The organism is Streptomyces herbicida, from assembly GCF_032656585.1.
Taxonomy (GTDB): domain Bacteria; phylum Actinomycetota; class Actinomycetes; order Streptomycetales; family Streptomycetaceae; genus Streptomyces; species Streptomyces herbicida.
Map to the genome: position 1 here is coordinate 232,171 of NZ_JAUYWJ010000005.1, position 14,820 is coordinate 246,990.

At 71.5% G+C, this 14,820-nt stretch carries 14 protein-coding genes; 8 read left to right on the forward strand and 6 right to left on the reverse strand.

Annotated elements, in window-relative coordinates:
• Positions 1 to 5 precede the first annotated feature (5 nt).
• From Q8A52_RS13305 to Q8A52_RS13325, 5 genes are all read right to left on the reverse strand, one after another.
• Positions 6 to 1,076 carry an ABC transporter ATP-binding protein gene (locus Q8A52_RS13305; protein ID WP_316751423.1) on the reverse strand — a complete coding sequence of 357 codons (1,071 nt, stop codon included), beginning with the start codon at positions 1,074 to 1,076 and terminating at the stop codon, positions 6 to 8.
• A 3-nt stretch (positions 1,077 to 1,079) separates the two neighbouring features.
• Positions 1,080 to 1,961 carry an ABC transporter permease gene (locus tag Q8A52_RS13310; protein ID WP_316751425.1) on the reverse strand — a complete coding sequence of 294 codons (882 nt, stop codon included), beginning with the start codon at positions 1,959 to 1,961 and terminating at the stop codon, positions 1,080 to 1,082.
• Positions 1,958 to 2,857: an ABC transporter permease gene (locus Q8A52_RS13315; RefSeq protein ID WP_316751427.1), complete on the reverse strand. Its 900-nt coding sequence runs from the start codon at positions 2,855 to 2,857 to the stop codon at positions 1,958 to 1,960. The genes Q8A52_RS13310 and Q8A52_RS13315 overlap by 4 nt, the downstream gene beginning before the upstream one ends.
• 3 nt (positions 2,858 to 2,860) lie before the next feature.
• Positions 2,861 to 3,985, reverse strand: coding sequence for a polyamine ABC transporter substrate-binding protein (locus Q8A52_RS13320; protein ID WP_316751429.1), 1,125 nt, complete (start codon positions 3,983 to 3,985; stop codon positions 2,861 to 2,863).
• 186 nt (positions 3,986 to 4,171) lie between these two features.
• Positions 4,172 to 5,350: an aromatic ring-hydroxylating oxygenase subunit alpha gene (locus tag Q8A52_RS13325; RefSeq protein ID WP_316751431.1), complete on the reverse strand. Its 1,179-nt coding sequence runs from the start codon at positions 5,348 to 5,350 to the stop codon at positions 4,172 to 4,174.
• A gap of 437 nt (positions 5,351 to 5,787) precedes the next feature.
• On the opposite strand from Q8A52_RS13325, the gene Q8A52_RS13330 reads away from it, so the two are divergent.
• The 8 genes from Q8A52_RS13330 to Q8A52_RS13365 all read left to right on the forward strand — a co-directional run bounded on the left by Q8A52_RS13330 (position 5,788) and on the right by Q8A52_RS13365 (position 14,023).
• On the forward strand, positions 5,788 to 6,333 hold the full coding sequence (locus Q8A52_RS13330) for a hypothetical protein (protein ID WP_316751433.1): 546 nt from the start codon (positions 5,788 to 5,790) through the stop codon (positions 6,331 to 6,333).
• Positions 6,330 to 7,583, forward strand: a complete 1,254-nt coding sequence (locus Q8A52_RS13335) for an NADH-ubiquinone oxidoreductase-F iron-sulfur binding region domain-containing protein (RefSeq protein WP_316751435.1) — start codon at positions 6,330 to 6,332, stop codon at positions 7,581 to 7,583. Before Q8A52_RS13330 ends, Q8A52_RS13335 begins: the two co-directional genes overlap by 4 nt.
• A 57-nt stretch (positions 7,584 to 7,640) precedes the next feature.
• Entirely contained in the window at positions 7,641 to 7,832 is a 192-nt protein-coding gene (locus Q8A52_RS13340) for a ferredoxin (RefSeq protein ID WP_316751437.1), read from the forward strand.
• A gap of 1 nt (position 7,833) precedes the next feature.
• On the forward strand, positions 7,834 to 9,888 hold the full coding sequence (locus Q8A52_RS13345; RefSeq protein ID WP_316751439.1) for an acetate--CoA ligase family protein: 2,055 nt from the start codon (positions 7,834 to 7,836) through the stop codon (positions 9,886 to 9,888).
• Between the two features lie 71 nt (positions 9,889 to 9,959).
• The gene (locus Q8A52_RS13350) at positions 9,960 to 11,132 is read left to right on the forward strand and encodes an acyl-CoA dehydrogenase family protein (RefSeq protein WP_316751441.1); all 1,173 of its coding nucleotides are present in this window, start codon (positions 9,960 to 9,962) and stop codon (positions 11,130 to 11,132) included.
• A 38-nt stretch (positions 11,133 to 11,170) separates the two neighbouring features.
• Positions 11,171 to 12,343: an acyl-CoA dehydrogenase family protein gene (locus Q8A52_RS13355; protein WP_316751443.1), complete on the forward strand. Its 1,173-nt coding sequence runs from the start codon at positions 11,171 to 11,173 to the stop codon at positions 12,341 to 12,343.
• 118 nt (positions 12,344 to 12,461) lie between these two features.
• Positions 12,462 to 13,364 (forward strand): 3-hydroxybutyryl-CoA dehydrogenase, encoded by a 903-nt coding sequence (locus Q8A52_RS13360; protein ID WP_316751446.1) that lies wholly within the window; start codon positions 12,462 to 12,464, stop codon positions 13,362 to 13,364.
• A 47-nt stretch (positions 13,365 to 13,411) separates the two neighbouring features.
• A complete protein-coding gene (locus Q8A52_RS13365) occupies positions 13,412 to 14,023 on the forward strand; it encodes a TetR/AcrR family transcriptional regulator (protein ID WP_316751447.1) in 612 nt (203 codons plus the stop codon).
• A gap of 61 nt (positions 14,024 to 14,084) precedes the next feature.
• Here Q8A52_RS13365 and Q8A52_RS13370 read toward each other — a convergent pair whose 3' ends face one another.
• Complete coding sequence (locus tag Q8A52_RS13370; RefSeq protein ID WP_316751448.1) at positions 14,085 to 14,783, reverse strand: helix-turn-helix transcriptional regulator; 699 nt, start codon at positions 14,781 to 14,783, stop codon at positions 14,085 to 14,087.
• Positions 14,784 to 14,820: the final 37 nt, after the last annotated feature.

A 14,820-nucleotide genomic window follows, 5' to 3' on the forward strand; every position in this document is an offset into this window, starting at 1 on the left:
GGGGGTCAGGCCAGGACCAGGCAGTGCTCGGGCCGCCAGCCGAACTCCACCGTCTCGCCGCCGCTCCAGCGGTCCTCCATGCGGGCGCGCGCCGTGTTCTGCTCCAGCACCGACAGCGTGACGCCGGGGGCGAGTTCGATCAGGTACGTCGTGGTCGGGCCGCTGTAGACGGTTTCGCGGATCACCCCGCGCAGCATCGACATGCCGGGTTCGAAGTCGGACAGCCAGATCTTCTCCGGGCGCACGGACACGCTCACGGCGGTGCCGTCCGCGATGCCGGTCCGGGCGCCGACCGGCAGGGCGGGCCCCTTCTCCAGGGCGACCTCGCCTCCCCGGTATGTCCCGGTCATCAGGTTGGAGGTGCCCATGAAGGAGGCGACGAAGCGGGTGGCGGGGTGCTCGTAGACGTCCTCGGGGGTGCCGCACTGCTCGATGCGCCCCTCGCTCATGACCGCGATCCGGTCGGACATGGTGAGCGCCTCGTCCTGGTCGTGGGTGACGAAGACGAAGGTGATGCCGACCTCGCGCTGGATCTGCTTCAGCTCCACCTGCATCTGCCGGCGCAGCTTGAGGTCGAGGGCGGCCAGCGGCTCGTCGAGGAGCAGCACGGCCGGGCGGTTGACGAGCGCACGGGCGAGGGCGACGCGCTGGCGCTGGCCGCCGGAGAGGGTACGGGGTTTGCGGTCGGCCAGACCGACGAGCTGGACCAGCTCCAGCATCTCGCCGACGCGCTGCCGGATCTCGGCCTTGGCGACACCCTTGCGCTTGAGGCCGAAGGCGACGTTGTCGGCGACGCTGAGATGGTCGAACAGGGCGTAACTCTGGAAGACCGTGTTGACGTTGCGCTTGTTCGGCGGCAGCGCGGTCACGTCCTCACCGGCGAGCAGCACCGAGCCCTCGGTGGGATCGCTGAACCCGCCGATCATGCGCAGCGTGGTGGTCTTGCCGCAGCCGGAGGGGCCGAGCAGGGAGAAGAAGTGGCCGGCCTCGATGTCGAGGTCGAGACGGTGCACGGCGTAGGAGTCGGCGAACCGCTTGGAGACGCCTTCGAGCCGGACGGCGGGGGTCACGTCCATGAGTCACTCTCCGGAGAGGATGTCGAGGCCGCCACGGCGGCCGAAGAGGCGCGGAATGAACAGGGCCAGGGCGATCAGGGCGATGGATCCCGCGAGCATCAGCGTGCCGACCGCGTTGATGGTCGGCTGCACGCCGAAGCGGATCGCCGAGTAGATCCGCACCGACAGCGGCTGCGGGTCGACGCCGGTGGTGAAGTAGGCGAGGACGAAGTCGTCGAAGACCAGCGCGAAGATCAGTACGGCACTGGCCAGTACGGCGGGGAGCAGGGCCGGCAGGGTCACCAGGCGTACCGCCTGCCAGCGGGTGGCGCCGAGGTCCATCGCGGCCTCCTCCACCTCCGGGTTCAGCGCGGCGACCCGAGACCGGAGGATGACGGTCACATAGGAGATCGAGAAGGTGATCTCGGCGAGCATCACCGTGCCGGTGGACAGGGCCACGCCCAGGCCCTTGAACAGCAGCATCGAGGCGACGCCCGTGACGATCTCCGGCGTGATCAGCGGCACCAGCATGATCAGGCCGGCCAGCGAGCCGAGCCGGGTGCGGCAGCGGACAAGGCCGAGCGCGAGCGCCACCCCGAGCACGACCGAACCGGCCATCGCCACCAGGGAGATCCGCAGGCTGGTGCCAAGGGAGGAGATGAGGACGTCGTCGTGGACGAAGGCCCGGTACCAGCGCAGGCTGAACCCGCCGAAGACGGTCAGGGACTTCTTCGAGTTGAAGGAGAACAGGGCCACGACCGCGATCGGCAGGTAGAGCAGTGCGAAGAAGAGCGCGGTGACGGCGATGAGAATGCGGGGTTTGCGATCGGCGCGGCCCCGCTTGGTACGGGTCCGGCCGCCCGGCCGGGCCGGGGCGGTGACGGAGGGCTGCTTGACCATGGTCATCGTCGGGCCTCCGCCTCGTCCTTGCGGGTGCGCCGCAGGTAGCCGAACATCCCGACCAGCAGGACCAGCATCAGCAGCATGGTGAGCGCGGAGCCCAGCGGCCAGTTCTGGCCCTGGAAGAACTTGTCCTGGATGAGGTTGCCGATCATGATCTGGTCCGGTCCTCCCATGAGCTGTGCGCTGACGAAGTCGCCCATGGCGGGCAGGAAGACCAGGACCAGTCCGGCGGCCGCGCCCTGCCGGGTGGCGGGCAGGGTGACGTGGAAGAAGGTGCGGACCGGGCCGCCGTACAGATCGCGGCCGGCCTCGATGAGGGAGACGTCCAGCCGTTCCAGGGCCGCGTACAGCGGGATGATCATGAAGACGACGAAGCCGTAGACGAGTCCCGCGACCACCCCGACGCCGGTGTTGAGGATCTTCGTGCTCCCGTCGGCCAGGCCCACCGCGCGCAGGGTGCGCAGCACGGGCCCGTCGTCGGAGAGGACGACCGACCAGCCGTACATCCGGACCAGGTAGTTGGCGAAGAACGGCACGACGATCGCGGCGATCAGCGCGTGCTTGTAGCGTCCGCCGTACAGGGCGATGGTGTACGCCACCGGGTAGGCGATCAGCAGGCAGATGGCACAGGTCAGCAGGGCGTAGCCGAGAGAGCGTGCCAGGACCTCGGTGTAGGCGGGGTCGGCGAGGGCGCGGACGCCGGACAGGTCGAAGCCGAAGCGCGGGTTGCCGAGGTCGTCGGTGGTGCCGACCGCGAGGACGGCGACGAGCACCAGCGAGGCGATCAGGAAGCCGGTCATCCACAGGGTGCCGGGCAGCATGAACCAGGTCCACATACGGGTGCCGGTGGCGTCCGGGCCGCGGCGCCGGGCGCGTGAGGAAGGGCGGAGCAGTGCCATGGGTCAGCCCGCCTTCACATGGGTCCAGGCGGTGTCGCGGGCGTCCTCCGCGGCGCGGCTGCCGTTGCGGAAGAACAGGTCCGCCTTCAGGTCGTCCTCGGTGACGAGGCACTCGGGGAATGGTTTGACCAGCTCGGCGTAGGTCTTCTCGGAGCCCGCCACCGGCATCGGGTAGCCGATGTACTCGATGTTCTTCTTCACGTTCTCCGGCCGCAGCATGTAGTCGATGAACAGCATCGCGGTGCCGGGGTGGGGGGCGTTCCAGGGGATGGCGTAGCAGTCCGAGTTGATCGGCGTGCCCTCCTTGGGGGCCTCGAAGCCGAACACGGAGGGGTCCTTGGCCTGGTTGAGCATGGCGGCCATGTCGCCGCTCCAGGCCTGGGTCATCACCGCGTTGCCGTTGAGGAGGTTGTTGTAGCTGTCGCTGGAGAAGCCGCGCAGCCGCGGGCGCAGGGTGCCCAGCAGGGAGGTGATCCGGTCGAGGTCGCCGGTGTCCCCGGTGCTGACGCCCAGGCCGAGCGCGAGGGCGCCCATGCCGAGCACCTCGTCACGGTCGTCCAGCAGGAAGACCTTGCCCCTCGCCTTGTCGCTCCACAGGTCCTTCCAGGAACCGGTCAGTTCGCCGATCCGGTCGCGGCGCCAGCCGATCCCGGTCTTGTACGCGGTGAAGGGCACGGTGTGCGCGGAGCCGGGGTCGTACCAGGGGTCGGCGAAGTAGGCGTACTTGCCGAACACGGCGTGCGAGTGGGTGAGCTGGGAGTGGTCGATACGGCGCAGCCGGCCGCCGCGGACCAGGCGCTGGGCCCATTTGGCCGTGGGGAAGACGATGTCGTAGCGGTTGCCGGCGTTGAGCTTGGCGACCATGCCTTCCATCGAGTCGAAGTTCGACTGGATGACCTTGACGCCGTACTCCTTCTCGAAGCCCTTGAACACGGACGGGTCGACGAAGTCGGCCCAGTTGAAGTAGATGAGATCGCCGTCGACGCGCGCCGGGACCGGGGCGAGCTGCCTGGCGTCGGGCGTTTTGGCGGGCATGAACCCGCAGCCGGCGGCCGCGGCGCCCAGCAGGCCGCCGGCGCCCGCCCGCAGCACGGCGCGTCGGGTCGGTGGTGGTACCTCGGGGGACATGGAACGTCCTCTCCGTCGAGGAACGGCACAGCTCCAGGGCGGGACCGGCTGGTCGGCTCACGGAGGCCCTGACTCCGTAGTGAAGACCGGTCTGGGGAGGGTGCGTGCGTCAGCGGGCGTGGGGTAAGCCCGCCAGGACGCGGACGGCGGTGTGCGGGTGCGGTGCGGCCGCTGTGCCGGAGGGGGTCACCGTGTGTCACCCTCCACGTCGTTCCGGATCCGGCGGGCGAACCAGCCGACGGCCGCCTCGCGCTGTGACAGCGGCCCCGGCTCGAAACCGGGCGTCCGCAGACCGGCCTGCACGCGCTCCACGAGTTCGGCGTCCTCGTCGTTGGTGACCCAGCCGATGTGGATGTTCAGCCGCCGGGCCAGCCGGGTACGGACGCTCTCCCCGTGCCGGGTGTAGAAGCCGCCGGGAATCGCCGCCCGGTCCTGGGCGGTGGGAAGGGCGGTCCACGCGAGCACGTGGTCAGGGTAGAAGTCGATGAGCGTGTTGGGGTAGATCACGGCGTACCGCCACACACGCCGGTCGGCCTCGGTCAGGCCCGGCATCGGGGTCGCGAGCCGCTGGTAGAGCCGCTCGGTCCAGTTCGAGGAGGGCTTGTCGCGCAGCGGGGACTCGAACAGGACGTAGTTCTCCTGCACGTCCACCGTGTACGCCTGGTAGTCGAGCAGTCGCATGAGGGCGGGGTGGGCCACGGGGACGTGGTAACCCTCGAGATAGTTGTCGACGATCACCTTCCAGTTGGCGTTCTGCTCCTCGCCGCCCGTCAGGTCGTGGATGCGGTGCTTGCCGACGGGTACCAGTCCGGGTCCGGCGTAGTGGCCGACGGCCTCGGCGAGTCCGGCGCAGCTCTCGCTGAGCGGGGTCGCCTCGAGGTCGAGGTTGACGAAGACGAACCCGAGGAAGGACTCCACATTGACCGGGTGCAGTCCGAGCCGGGGCTTGTCCAGACAGGGGATCCGGCGCGCCTCCGGGGCGCCGACCAGCCGTCCGTCCAGTTTGTAGGTCCAGCCGTGGTACGGGCAGCGGATCGCCTTGCCGGACGGCTCGGGGGCGGTGACCAGGCGGGTGCCGCGGTGCCGGCAGACGTTGAGGTGTGCGGCGAGGCCGCCGTCCTCCGTGCGGACGACCAGCACCTCCCGGCCGGCGGCGGTGGCGGTCAGCCGCGCGCCGGGGCCGGGCAGGTCGGATTCGTGGCAGACGAGCTGCCAGGACTTGGCGAAGACACGGTCGGTCTCGGCCTCGGCGATGGCCGGATCGGTGTAGTAGCGGGCGGGCAGCGCCTCCCCGGGGTGCTCGGGGGGCGGCTCGGGCGGGGCAGGGGAGACGGTGTCGGCTGCCCGGGTGGTCGAGGGGTGCATCGGGTCCTCCTCGGCGCCGCCGCGGCGGCGATGGGCGGTGCGGCTGTGGCCGGAACGGACGGCAGGCGCGGCGTCGGAAGTGGCTCGCGGACCTGCCGGGATTCGGCTGACTGATTGGTTAGTCAGAGTGGGACCATGGCTGGATCAAGTCAAGACTTGTGGGCTGACTAATTAGTTAGTTAGTGTCGTGACAGGCGGATGGCCAGGGCCCTGAGACGGCCGCCCGGGCGCATTCCGCAAGCCTCTGTGGACCACGGTCCGCGCCGCATCGGGTGTCCGGATCCGGACACCCCGGTCCCCGGGTGATGCACGGCCCCGGCCGGGCACCCCGCCCAGCTCCCGCCCAGTTGCCGCGGCGCCGGAGCATCCCCGTCCACGCCATCGCCGCGCCACCCGTCTCCGGAACACCCGGAAACGGTGCGACCCCGGAGGCACGCATGAGCGCTCGCCGAAGTCTGGTATGGCTCGGCCTCACGCCGGAGCCCGAACAGGAACTGCCCACCGCGGTGGCCGCCCTGCGAGCCCCGGCGGACGACCGTCCGCCGACGGCCCTCGTCGCCGCCGAGCGGTACCGCGTCGAGCGGCTGGTGCTGCGCGGCACCCAGCGCGGCTGGCTGCGCTATCTCGGCGAAGTCACCGATCTGGTCGTCGAGGCCGCGGCGGCATCCGCGCCTGCCGACCCGCGGCCGGCCCTGCTGGCCGGTGAAGTCGTCCTCGACCACCACCGGATGCTGATCGGCCTGCCCGGGGCCGGGTATGCGCGCACTGCCGCGCAACGGCGTGATCTGGAACGGGCGCTGGCACGGCTGAGAGCCCGCAACGGCGCCGATCCCTCCGGCCCCTTTGGCCCCTCCGGCCCTTCTGAACCCTCCAGGTCTTCTGAACTCTCCAGACCCTCTGGATCCTTCAGCCCTTCTGAGCCCTCCGGACCCTCCGGCCTCCCCGACACCTTCGGCCATTCCGAGCCCAGGAGCACCGTATGACCGGCGTCTTCTCCCTCCTCCCCGAAGGTCGGCCCGGCCTCCTCGCCCCGCTGCAATCCGGTGCCCGGCTGTCCGGCGGCAGCGAGGACATCTCCGCCTACCTGGCCGCGGGCGGCTACGCGCCGCTGACCGTGGCCGACCGGTTGCTCGACCGGATCGCCGCCGTGGGGCTGCGCGGCCGCGGCGGGGCCGGATTCCCCGCCGCGGTCAAGCTTCGCGCCGTCCGCGACGCACCCGGCACGCCGGTCGTCGTCGCCAATGGCGAGGAGGGCGAGCCGGGGTCCGTGAAGGACCGCTGGCTGCTGCGGCACCGGCCACACCTGGTCCTGGACGGCATCCGGCTGGCCGCGGCCGTGACCGGCGCCGAGCGCGGCTGTGTGTACCTCTCCGACGCCCTCGCCGAGCGGGCGGTGCGCCGGGCGCTCGCCGAGTGTCCGCCCCGGCTGCGCATCGACGTCGTACGCACGGAGCACACCTACGTCGCGGGGGAGGAGACCGCCGTCGTACGACGCGTGGACGGCGGCCCGGCACTGCCCGCGGCGAAACCCCCGCGGCCGTTCGAGAGCGGTGTCGGCGGCGCCCCCACCCTGGTCGCCAACGTCGAGACGCTGGCCCGTGTCGCGGTGATGTACACCCGTCCCGATGCCGCGGCTGCCGTCGCCGGTACCCATCTGGTGACCCTCTCGGGCGGCGACGGCGCCGCCGCACTGGTCGAGGTGCCCGCCGGTACGCATCTGAAGGTCCTCGCCGACCTGTGCGGGCACGGCAGAGCCGGGGCGGTCCTGCTGGGTGGCCTGTTCGGTGGCCTGTACGGCACGGGCTGGACGGACCTGCCGCTCGACCACGACGGTCTGAACGCGGCCGGCGCGGCCCTCGGCTGCGGAGCGCTGCACTTCCTGCACCCCCAGGACTGCCCGGTCGCCGTGGCCACCGAGGCCACCGCCTACCTCGCGGCACAGAGCGCCCGGCAGTGCGGCGTCTGCGTCTCCGGCACCAAGGCGCTGGCCGGAACTGTCACGGCCGTCGCACGCGGCGAGGCGGGCGACGACACGGACGACAAACTGCACCGCTGGTCCCGGCAACTGCCCGGTCGCGGGGCCTGCGGGCTGCTCGACGCCGCCGCCCGCATCGCCGGCACCCTGCTCGCGCACTTCCCCGACCGCGTCCAAGCCCACCGCGGCTCCGTCTGCGCCGCCTGCGAAGGCGCGACACCCGAGGACGGACGCCGGTTCACGGTGCCGGTGCCCTGACCCGCATCCCGGCCCACGCCCCGCACCCTCACCCCAGCGCACCGAAAGGACCGCACCATGAAACTCCTGCTGGACTCCACCCGCTGCCAGGGCTACGGCCTCTGCCAGGAACCCGCGCCCGAGCAGATCGACCTCGACGAGTGGGGATATGCGCAGGTGCGCGAGAGCGCCGTTGCGCAGGACGGCGAGGAAGCCGCCGCTGCCGCCGTCGCCGCCTGCCCCAACTCGGCCCTGCGGCTGGTGAAGTGAGATGGGACGCGATCTCTCGGCGCTCTTCGACCCCGTCTCCGTCGCCGTCGTCGGAGCCAGCGACGACCCGGCCAAGTACGGCCATGCCATCGCCGCGCAGGCGATCCGTGCCAACGGCCGCCGCCCCGTCCACCTGGTCAACCGCCGCGGCGGCACGGTGCTCGGCCGTACCACCGCTCCGAGCCTGAGCGCGATCGGCGAGCCGGTCGATCTGGCGGTGGTCTCCGTGCCCGCCGCCGGCTTCGAGGACGCCGTCGACGAGGCCCTGCGGTGCGGGGCCCGGGCGATCGTCGCGATCACCGCGGGCTTCGCCGAGACCGGCGACGCGGGGCGGGCACGTCAGCAGGCCGTCGCCGAACGCGTACGCGCCGCGGGCGCGGTCATGGTCGGCCCCAACTGCCTGGGGCTGGCCGACAACACCACCGATCTCTTCCTGGCCTCCGACACCTTCACACCCGGCGGCGTCGCGCTCCTCAGCCAGAGCGGCAACCTCGCCCTCGAGCTCCAGCTCCGCTTCGGCCCGCACGGCCTCGGCTTCTCGCGCTTCGTGTCGCTCGGCAACCAGGCCGATGTCACCCTCGTCGACCTGCTCGCCGACTGCGCCCGGCACGAAGGCACCCGGGCCATCGCGGTCTACGCCGAGGACTTCGCCGACGGACGCGCCTTCGCCGAGGTGGCCGCCGACGCCGGGAAGCCCGTGGTGCTGCTCACCGCCGGACGCGGCGACGCCTCGGCGCGCAGCGCCCAGTCGCACACCGGTGCGCTGACGACCTCGGCCGACGTGGTGACCGCGGCCTGCCGCGACGCCGGTGTGGAGCTGGTCGCCAGCCCCCGCGAACTCACCGTCGTACTGGCCGCGTTGAACGGCAGGCGCCGGGCGGCCGGGCGTCGGGTCGCCGTGCTCACGGACGGCGGCGGTCACGGGGCCGTCGCCGCCGACGCCGTCGAGGCGGCCGGACTGACCGTGCCCGAACTCCGGGAGCCGACACGGCAGCAGCTGCGAGAGGCCCTGTGGGAACAGTCGTCCGTCGCCAACCCGGTGGACCTCGCCGGGATGGGCGAGCAGGACCCCGGCTCGTACGCGCAGACCGTCGGCGCGCTGCTGGCGGCCGAGGAGGCCGACGCCGTCCTGATGACCGGCTACTTCGGCGGCTACGCGGCCGCCGAGGGCGGGCTCGGCGGAGGCGGTACGGTGCTCGCGCACGGGGAACAGGCGGCCGCGCGCCTCATCGCCGACCGCCACCGCGCCACCGCGAAGCCCGTCGTGGTGCAGTCGATGTATCCCGCCTCGCCCAGCTGCCGCACCCTCGCCGCGGCCGGCATCCCCGTTTTCGACGCGACCGAGGACGCCGCACGCGCCCTCGCCGCCACCGCGCCCGGCGCACCGCACACCGGTGTCACCCCCCTGCCCGCGCCCGCGCCACCCCTGCGCGAAACCGGTTATCTGCAGACCCGCAGAGCCCTCGAAGAGGCCGGACTCGCCTTCCCCGCCGCCCGGGAGATCCACAACGAGGCCGAACTGCTCGCCGCCGCCGAGGAGTTCACCGGTCCCTATGTCCTCAAGGCGCTCCATCTGCTGCACAAGTCCGACGCGGGCGGCGTGGCACTGGGCCTGGCCGGACCCGACGAACTGCTCGCCGCCTTCCGGGAGATGCACGCCCGGCTCGGCGCCTCCTCCTACTCCGTGGAGGCCATGGCGGACCTGACGGACGGCATCGAGCTGATCGTCGGCGTCAACCGGGACCCGCGCTTCGGTCCGGTCGCCATGGTGGGCCTCGGCGGAGTGCTGGCCGAGGCACTGCACGACATCGCCTTCACCCTGGCCCCCGTGCCCGCCGGCCGCGCCCTGCGCCTGCTGCGCGGACTGCGCACCGCCGCACTGCTCGACGGCGTCCGCGGCCGCCCGCCGGTCGACGTGGAGGCGGCCGCGGCGGCCGTCGAGACGATCACGGCGTTCGCCGCCGCCCACCCGGAGATCGCCGAGATCGAGGTCAACCCCCTGCTCGTGCGGCCGAGCGGTGTCCTCGCCCTCGACTCCCGAGCCGTACTCGCCTGACCTCTCGCTTCGTATCCCCCGCACCCCGCCCCGCTGCCCCCGTCCGCCGTCCCCCGACCGAAGAGGCCCCCATGGACATGCGCTACACCCCCGAGCAGGCCGACCTCAAGCGCCGCGCCGCCGAGTACTCCCGTCTGCTCATGCGTTACGAGGACCAGTCCGAGCAGGCCGGCGGACCCCTGCCGCAGCAGCTCGTCACCGAACTGACCCGCGCCGCCATGGACGCCGGTGTCTACGCCATCAACATGCCCGCCGAGTGGGGCGGCGCCGGCCTCAGCCTCCTCGACCAGGTCATCGTCGAGGAGGAGTTCGGCAAGGTCACCAACTGCCTGTGGGACATCCCGTGGCGGCCTGCCAACGTCCTCGCCCAGGGCGACGAGCGGCAGCGTGAGAAGTATCTGCTGCCCGTGATCCGCGGGGAGAAGTTCGACGCGTTCGCCGTCACCGAGCCAGGCGCGGGATCCGACCCGTCCTCCGGCACCTCCACGGCCACCCGCACCGACGGCGGCTGGCTGCTCAACGGGGAGAAGTGGTTCGTCACCTGCGGCGACATCGCCGACTTCCTGCTGGTGCAGGCGGATGCCGGCCCCGAGCGGCTGCCCACGCTGTTCTTCGTGGACAAGTCCGCGCCCGGCGTCGAGATGACCCGGGTCCCGCACTTCATGCACTCCGCGGTCAACGGGCACCCCGAGTTCACGTTCACCGACGTCTTCGTGGCCGACGAGGACGTGCTCGGCGGCGTCGGCAACGGCTACGAGCTGACGAAGGAGTGGTTCACCGACGAACGCCTGATGATCGCGGCCCGCACGGTGGGCGCCGCCGAACGGGCACTGGAGCTGGCCCGTGACTGGGCAGTGGAGCGCGAGCAGTTCGGGGCCCCGATCGCCTCGTACCAGCTGATCCAGGGCATGCTCGCCGACTGCGCCGTGGACATCGCCGTCAACCGTGCCTACACCCACCAGGTCGCCTGGGAGGCCGACCAGCCGCACACCGACCGCAAGACGCTGCACGCCAAGGCGTCCACCGCCAAGCTCGCCGCCAGCGAGGCCGCGGGCCGGGTCGCCGACCGCTGTCTGCAGATCTTCGGCGGCCGCGGCTACGACCGCACCTATCCCGTCGAGCGCATGTACCGCGAGCTGCGCGTCGACCGGATCTGGGAGGGCACCTCCGAGATCCAGCGGCTGATCATCGCCAACGAGCTGATCAAACGCGGCACCCGCGCCCTGGCCCTGCCCACGCACTGAACCCGCCCACCCCCGATCACCGCACAGCGAGGACTTCCATGGACTTCCGTCTCACCCCGCGCCAGGCGCAGCTCAAGGCCGACGCGCGCGCCCTCACCGACTTCATCGCCGCCTACGAGACGCAGTGCGAGGAGGAGAACGGCCTGCCCGCGAGCGCCCACGCCAAGATCCGCGACGCGGTGCTGGACGCCGGACTCCAGGCCGTGAACATGCCGGCCGAATGGGGCGGCGCAGGACTCACCATCGCCGAGCAGGTCACCGTGCAGGAGGAACTGGGACGGCTCACCGGCGCCCTGTGGGACATGGTGTGGCGGCCCGCCAACGCCCTCAGGTTCTGCACCCCCGAGCAGCGTGAGCGCTTCCTCGTCCCGGTGATCAAGGGCGAGCGGCGCGACTGCTACGCCGTCACCGAGCCCGGCGCGGGCTCGGACCCGCAGAACCTGGCCACCACGGCGACGAAGAACGACCACGGATGGGTGCTGAACGGCGAGAAGTGGTTCGTCACCGTCGGCGACCACGCCGACTTCATGATCGTGCTCGCCGCGGCGGGCCCGGAGCGCGCACCGACGCTGTTCCTCGTCGACAAGGACACCCCCGGCATCGAGATGACGCGGGTGCCGCGCTTCATGCACACCTTCGTCTACGAGCACCCCGAGTTCACGTTCACCGACGTGCAGGTGGACGAGGACGCCGTGCTCGGCGGCATCGGCGAGGGGTACGACATCACCCGCTCCTGGTTCACCGAGGAGCGGCTGATGATCGCGGCCCGCACGACCGGCGCCGCCGAACGGGCACTGGAGCTGGCCCGTGACTGGGCCGTGGAGCGGGAGCAGTTCGGGGCGCCGATCGCCTCGTACCAGCTGATCCAGGGCATGCTCGCCGACTGCGCCGTGGACATCGCCGTCAACCGTGCCTACACCCACCAGGTCGCCTGGGAGATCGACCGGGCCTCGGCCGAGGACCGCAAGACGCTGCACGCCAAGGCGGCCATCGCCAAGCTCTCCGCGAGCGAGGCCTCGGGCCGGGTGATCGACCGCTGTCTGCAGATCCACGGCGGCCGCGGCTACGACCGCTCGTACGCCGTCGAGCGGCTCTACCGGGAGCTGCGCGTGGACCGGATCTGGGAGGGCACCTCCGAGATCCAGCGGCTGATCATCGCGAACGAGCTGATCAGGCGCGGCACCGGGGTCCTGGACCTGCCCGTCGCCTGACGTCCCGGGGCCGGGGCCACCACGCGCCCCGGCCCCGGGCCGCCATCGGCACCCGTCGCCGCACCGCGGAGAGGAACAATCGCCGCACCGCGGAGAGGAACAGAGGAGAGGAAAAGGGATGAGCGACATCGAGCGTGTGGGGGTCGTCGGCTGCGGCCTGATGGGCGCCGGCATCGCCGAGGTCTGTGCCCGCGCCGACGTGCCGGTCACGGTCGTCGAACGCGACGCGGATGCGGCCCGTGCGGGTCTGCTGCGCATCACCGGCTCGCTCGACCGGGCCGTCGCGCACGGCAGGATCGACGCGGAGCGGCGCGAGTCCGCGCTGGCCCTGATCACCGTGGTCGACCGGATCGAGGCCCTGCGCGACCACGACCTGGTGATCGAAGCCGTCGCCGAGGACGAGAGCCTCAAGATCGACGTCTTCACCCGTCTCGACTCCGTGATCACCGGCGACCGCACCATCCTCGCGACCAACACCTCCTCCATCCCGGTCATCCGGCTCGCCGCCGCGACCGGCTGCCCCGACCGCGTCGTCGGCGTGCACTTCTTCAACCCCGTACCGGTCCTGCGGCTCGTCGAACTCGTACCGTCGCTGCTCACCTCGCCCGTCACGGCGGCACGGGCCGAGGACTTCGTGACCGGAACCCTGGGCAAGGAGGTCGTCCGCACCCGCGACAAGGCCGGGTTCGTCGTCAACGCACTGCTCGTCCCCTACCTGCTGGCCGCCATCCGCATGGTGGAGTCGGGCAGCGCGACCGTCGAGGACGTCGACCGCGGCATGGTCCTCGGCTGCGCGCACCCGCTCGGCCCGCTGGCCCTGACCGACCTGATCGGACTGGACACGACGCGGGCCATCGCCGAGTCGCTGTACGCCGAGTTCCGCGAGCCCCAGTACTCGCCGCCCCCGCTGCTGTCCCGGATGGTGGAGGCCGGTCTGCTGGGACGGAAGTCCGGTCGGGGCTTCCATGTGTACGACGGGCAGCCGCAGCCGGGGGCGGCGACACCGGCAAGGCGGAGTTGAGGGAAAATGGTCATGGCGTACGACCACCGAACGAGGGGAGCCGCAGGGTGTCCACCAAGGTGCGCACGGCGGATACGCGCGAGCGCATCCTGACCGCGGCTTGCGAGGTCATCGCCGACATCGGCTTCGAGAAGATCCGGATGCGCATGGTCGCCGAGCGGGCCGGCGTGTCGACGGCGCTGCTGCACTACCACTTCGACACGCGCGAGAAGCTGTTCACCGAGGCGATGACCCACTCCTTCGCCAACACCGCCGTCGACGTCGAACGCGACGCGGGGACGGCGCCGGCGGCGGTCATCCTGGCCCGCATCGTGCGCAATCTGCTGCCGACCGACCCCCAACTGCACCAGGACTGGCGGCTGTGGCAGGAACTGTGGGTCCGGGCCCTGCGCGACGAGGCCACCCGGGCCTTCGCCGTGGACCTGTACGCACAGCTGCACGCCTGGGTGGCCGGTGCGGTGCGGCGCGGTATCGCCTCCGGCGAGTTCACGCCGACCGACGTGGACGCCCTCAGCACCCTCGTCCTGTCCCTGAGCGACGGCTACGGCATCCGCCTCATGATCCGCGATCCGACGGTCACCCTGGACTCGGCGCTCGCATCCATCTGGCACCACGTGGCCGCGGCGCTCGGCCTGCCGGACACCGTGCCGACTCAGTGAGCGCACTGCCGTCGGCCGGTCGACGGGCGGCGAGCACGACGGTCTCCGACGACGGCGAGGCTCATCCGGGCAGGCCCTGACGCGCGTGATCCTGCCCGAGGGTGGCGGTGCCGTCGTCGGTGTTTCGGGCCGTGGCCAGGTAGGTGTAGGCGGAGGCGCGGGAGATGCCGAGCCGGGTCGCCACCTGTTGGACCGCTCCCCTTACGGCGAACACTCCGCGCCGGTCGAGGTCGCGGAACAGCTCCACGCGTTCCTCACGGCCGAGTTGCGGCCAGGACTTGTTCTGGCGCAGCTGGCGGGCGTCGACGATCGCGTCCAGGACCGTGCCGATGTCGTCGCCGAAGGTCGTGGTGGGGAGCGTGGTGGCGGGCGCGGTGACACCGGCGATCTCGCCGACCAGGGCGTGCACCTGGTTCACGGCGGTCACGTCGAGGTTGATGCACAGCGCGCCGAACACCGCACCGTTCGAATCGCGGAGCACCATGGTGGACGACTTGACCAACTTCCCGTCCTGTGTGCGGGTGATGTAGTTCAGCTCGTCGCGCGCCTCGTCACCGCGGGCCAGGATCTTCATGCCGATCTCGCTCATCGACCCGCCGACACCCCGCCCGGTGACCGACCCCGCGAGGGCGACGACGGAGTGTTCGGGCCTGCGGAAGTCGTGGATCACCACCTCGCAGAAGGATCCGAGGCTCGCGGCGATCCCGTCGATCACCGGAGTGAGCGCGGCGATGATCGCGTCCTGCTCGTCGGCCGGCATGGCATACCCCCAGCGATGCGTCACGCACCCGCCCCAG

What these genes read in the sequence shown, in the direction of transcription:
- Q8A52_RS13355 (WP_316751443.1), top strand. Translation starts at nt 11,171, where the DNA reads ATGGACTTCCGTCTCACCCCGCGCCAGGCGCAGCTCAAGGCCGACGCG.
- Q8A52_RS13335 (WP_316751435.1), top strand. Translation starts at nt 6,330, where the DNA reads ATGACCGGCGTCTTCTCCCTCCTCCCCGAAGGTCGGCCCGGCCTCCTC.
- Q8A52_RS13340 (WP_316751437.1), top strand. Translation starts at nt 7,641, where the DNA reads ATGAAACTCCTGCTGGACTCCACCCGCTGCCAGGGCTACGGCCTCTGC.
- Q8A52_RS13360 (WP_316751446.1), top strand. Translation starts at nt 12,462, where the DNA reads ATGAGCGACATCGAGCGTGTGGGGGTCGTCGGCTGCGGCCTGATGGGC.
- Q8A52_RS13320 (WP_316751429.1), bottom strand. Translation starts at nt 3,985, where the DNA reads ATGTCCCCCGAGGTACCACCACCGACCCGACGCGCCGTGCTGCGGGCG.
- Q8A52_RS13305 (WP_316751423.1), bottom strand. Translation starts at nt 1,076, where the DNA reads ATGGACGTGACCCCCGCCGTCCGGCTCGAAGGCGTCTCCAAGCGGTTC.
- Q8A52_RS13345 (WP_316751439.1), top strand. Translation starts at nt 7,834, where the DNA reads ATGGGACGCGATCTCTCGGCGCTCTTCGACCCCGTCTCCGTCGCCGTC.
- Q8A52_RS13315 (WP_316751427.1), bottom strand. Translation starts at nt 2,857, where the DNA reads ATGGCACTGCTCCGCCCTTCCTCACGCGCCCGGCGCCGCGGCCCGGAC.
- Q8A52_RS13325 (WP_316751431.1), bottom strand. Translation starts at nt 5,350, where the DNA reads ATGCACCCCTCGACCACCCGGGCAGCCGACACCGTCTCCCCTGCCCCG.
- Q8A52_RS13370 (WP_316751448.1), bottom strand. Translation starts at nt 14,783, where the DNA reads ATGCCGGCCGACGAGCAGGACGCGATCATCGCCGCGCTCACTCCGGTG.
- Q8A52_RS13350 (WP_316751441.1), top strand. Translation starts at nt 9,960, where the DNA reads ATGGACATGCGCTACACCCCCGAGCAGGCCGACCTCAAGCGCCGCGCC.
- Q8A52_RS13330 (WP_316751433.1), top strand. Translation starts at nt 5,788, where the DNA reads ATGAGCGCTCGCCGAAGTCTGGTATGGCTCGGCCTCACGCCGGAGCCC.
- Q8A52_RS13310 (WP_316751425.1), bottom strand. Translation starts at nt 1,961, where the DNA reads ATGACCATGGTCAAGCAGCCCTCCGTCACCGCCCCGGCCCGGCCGGGC.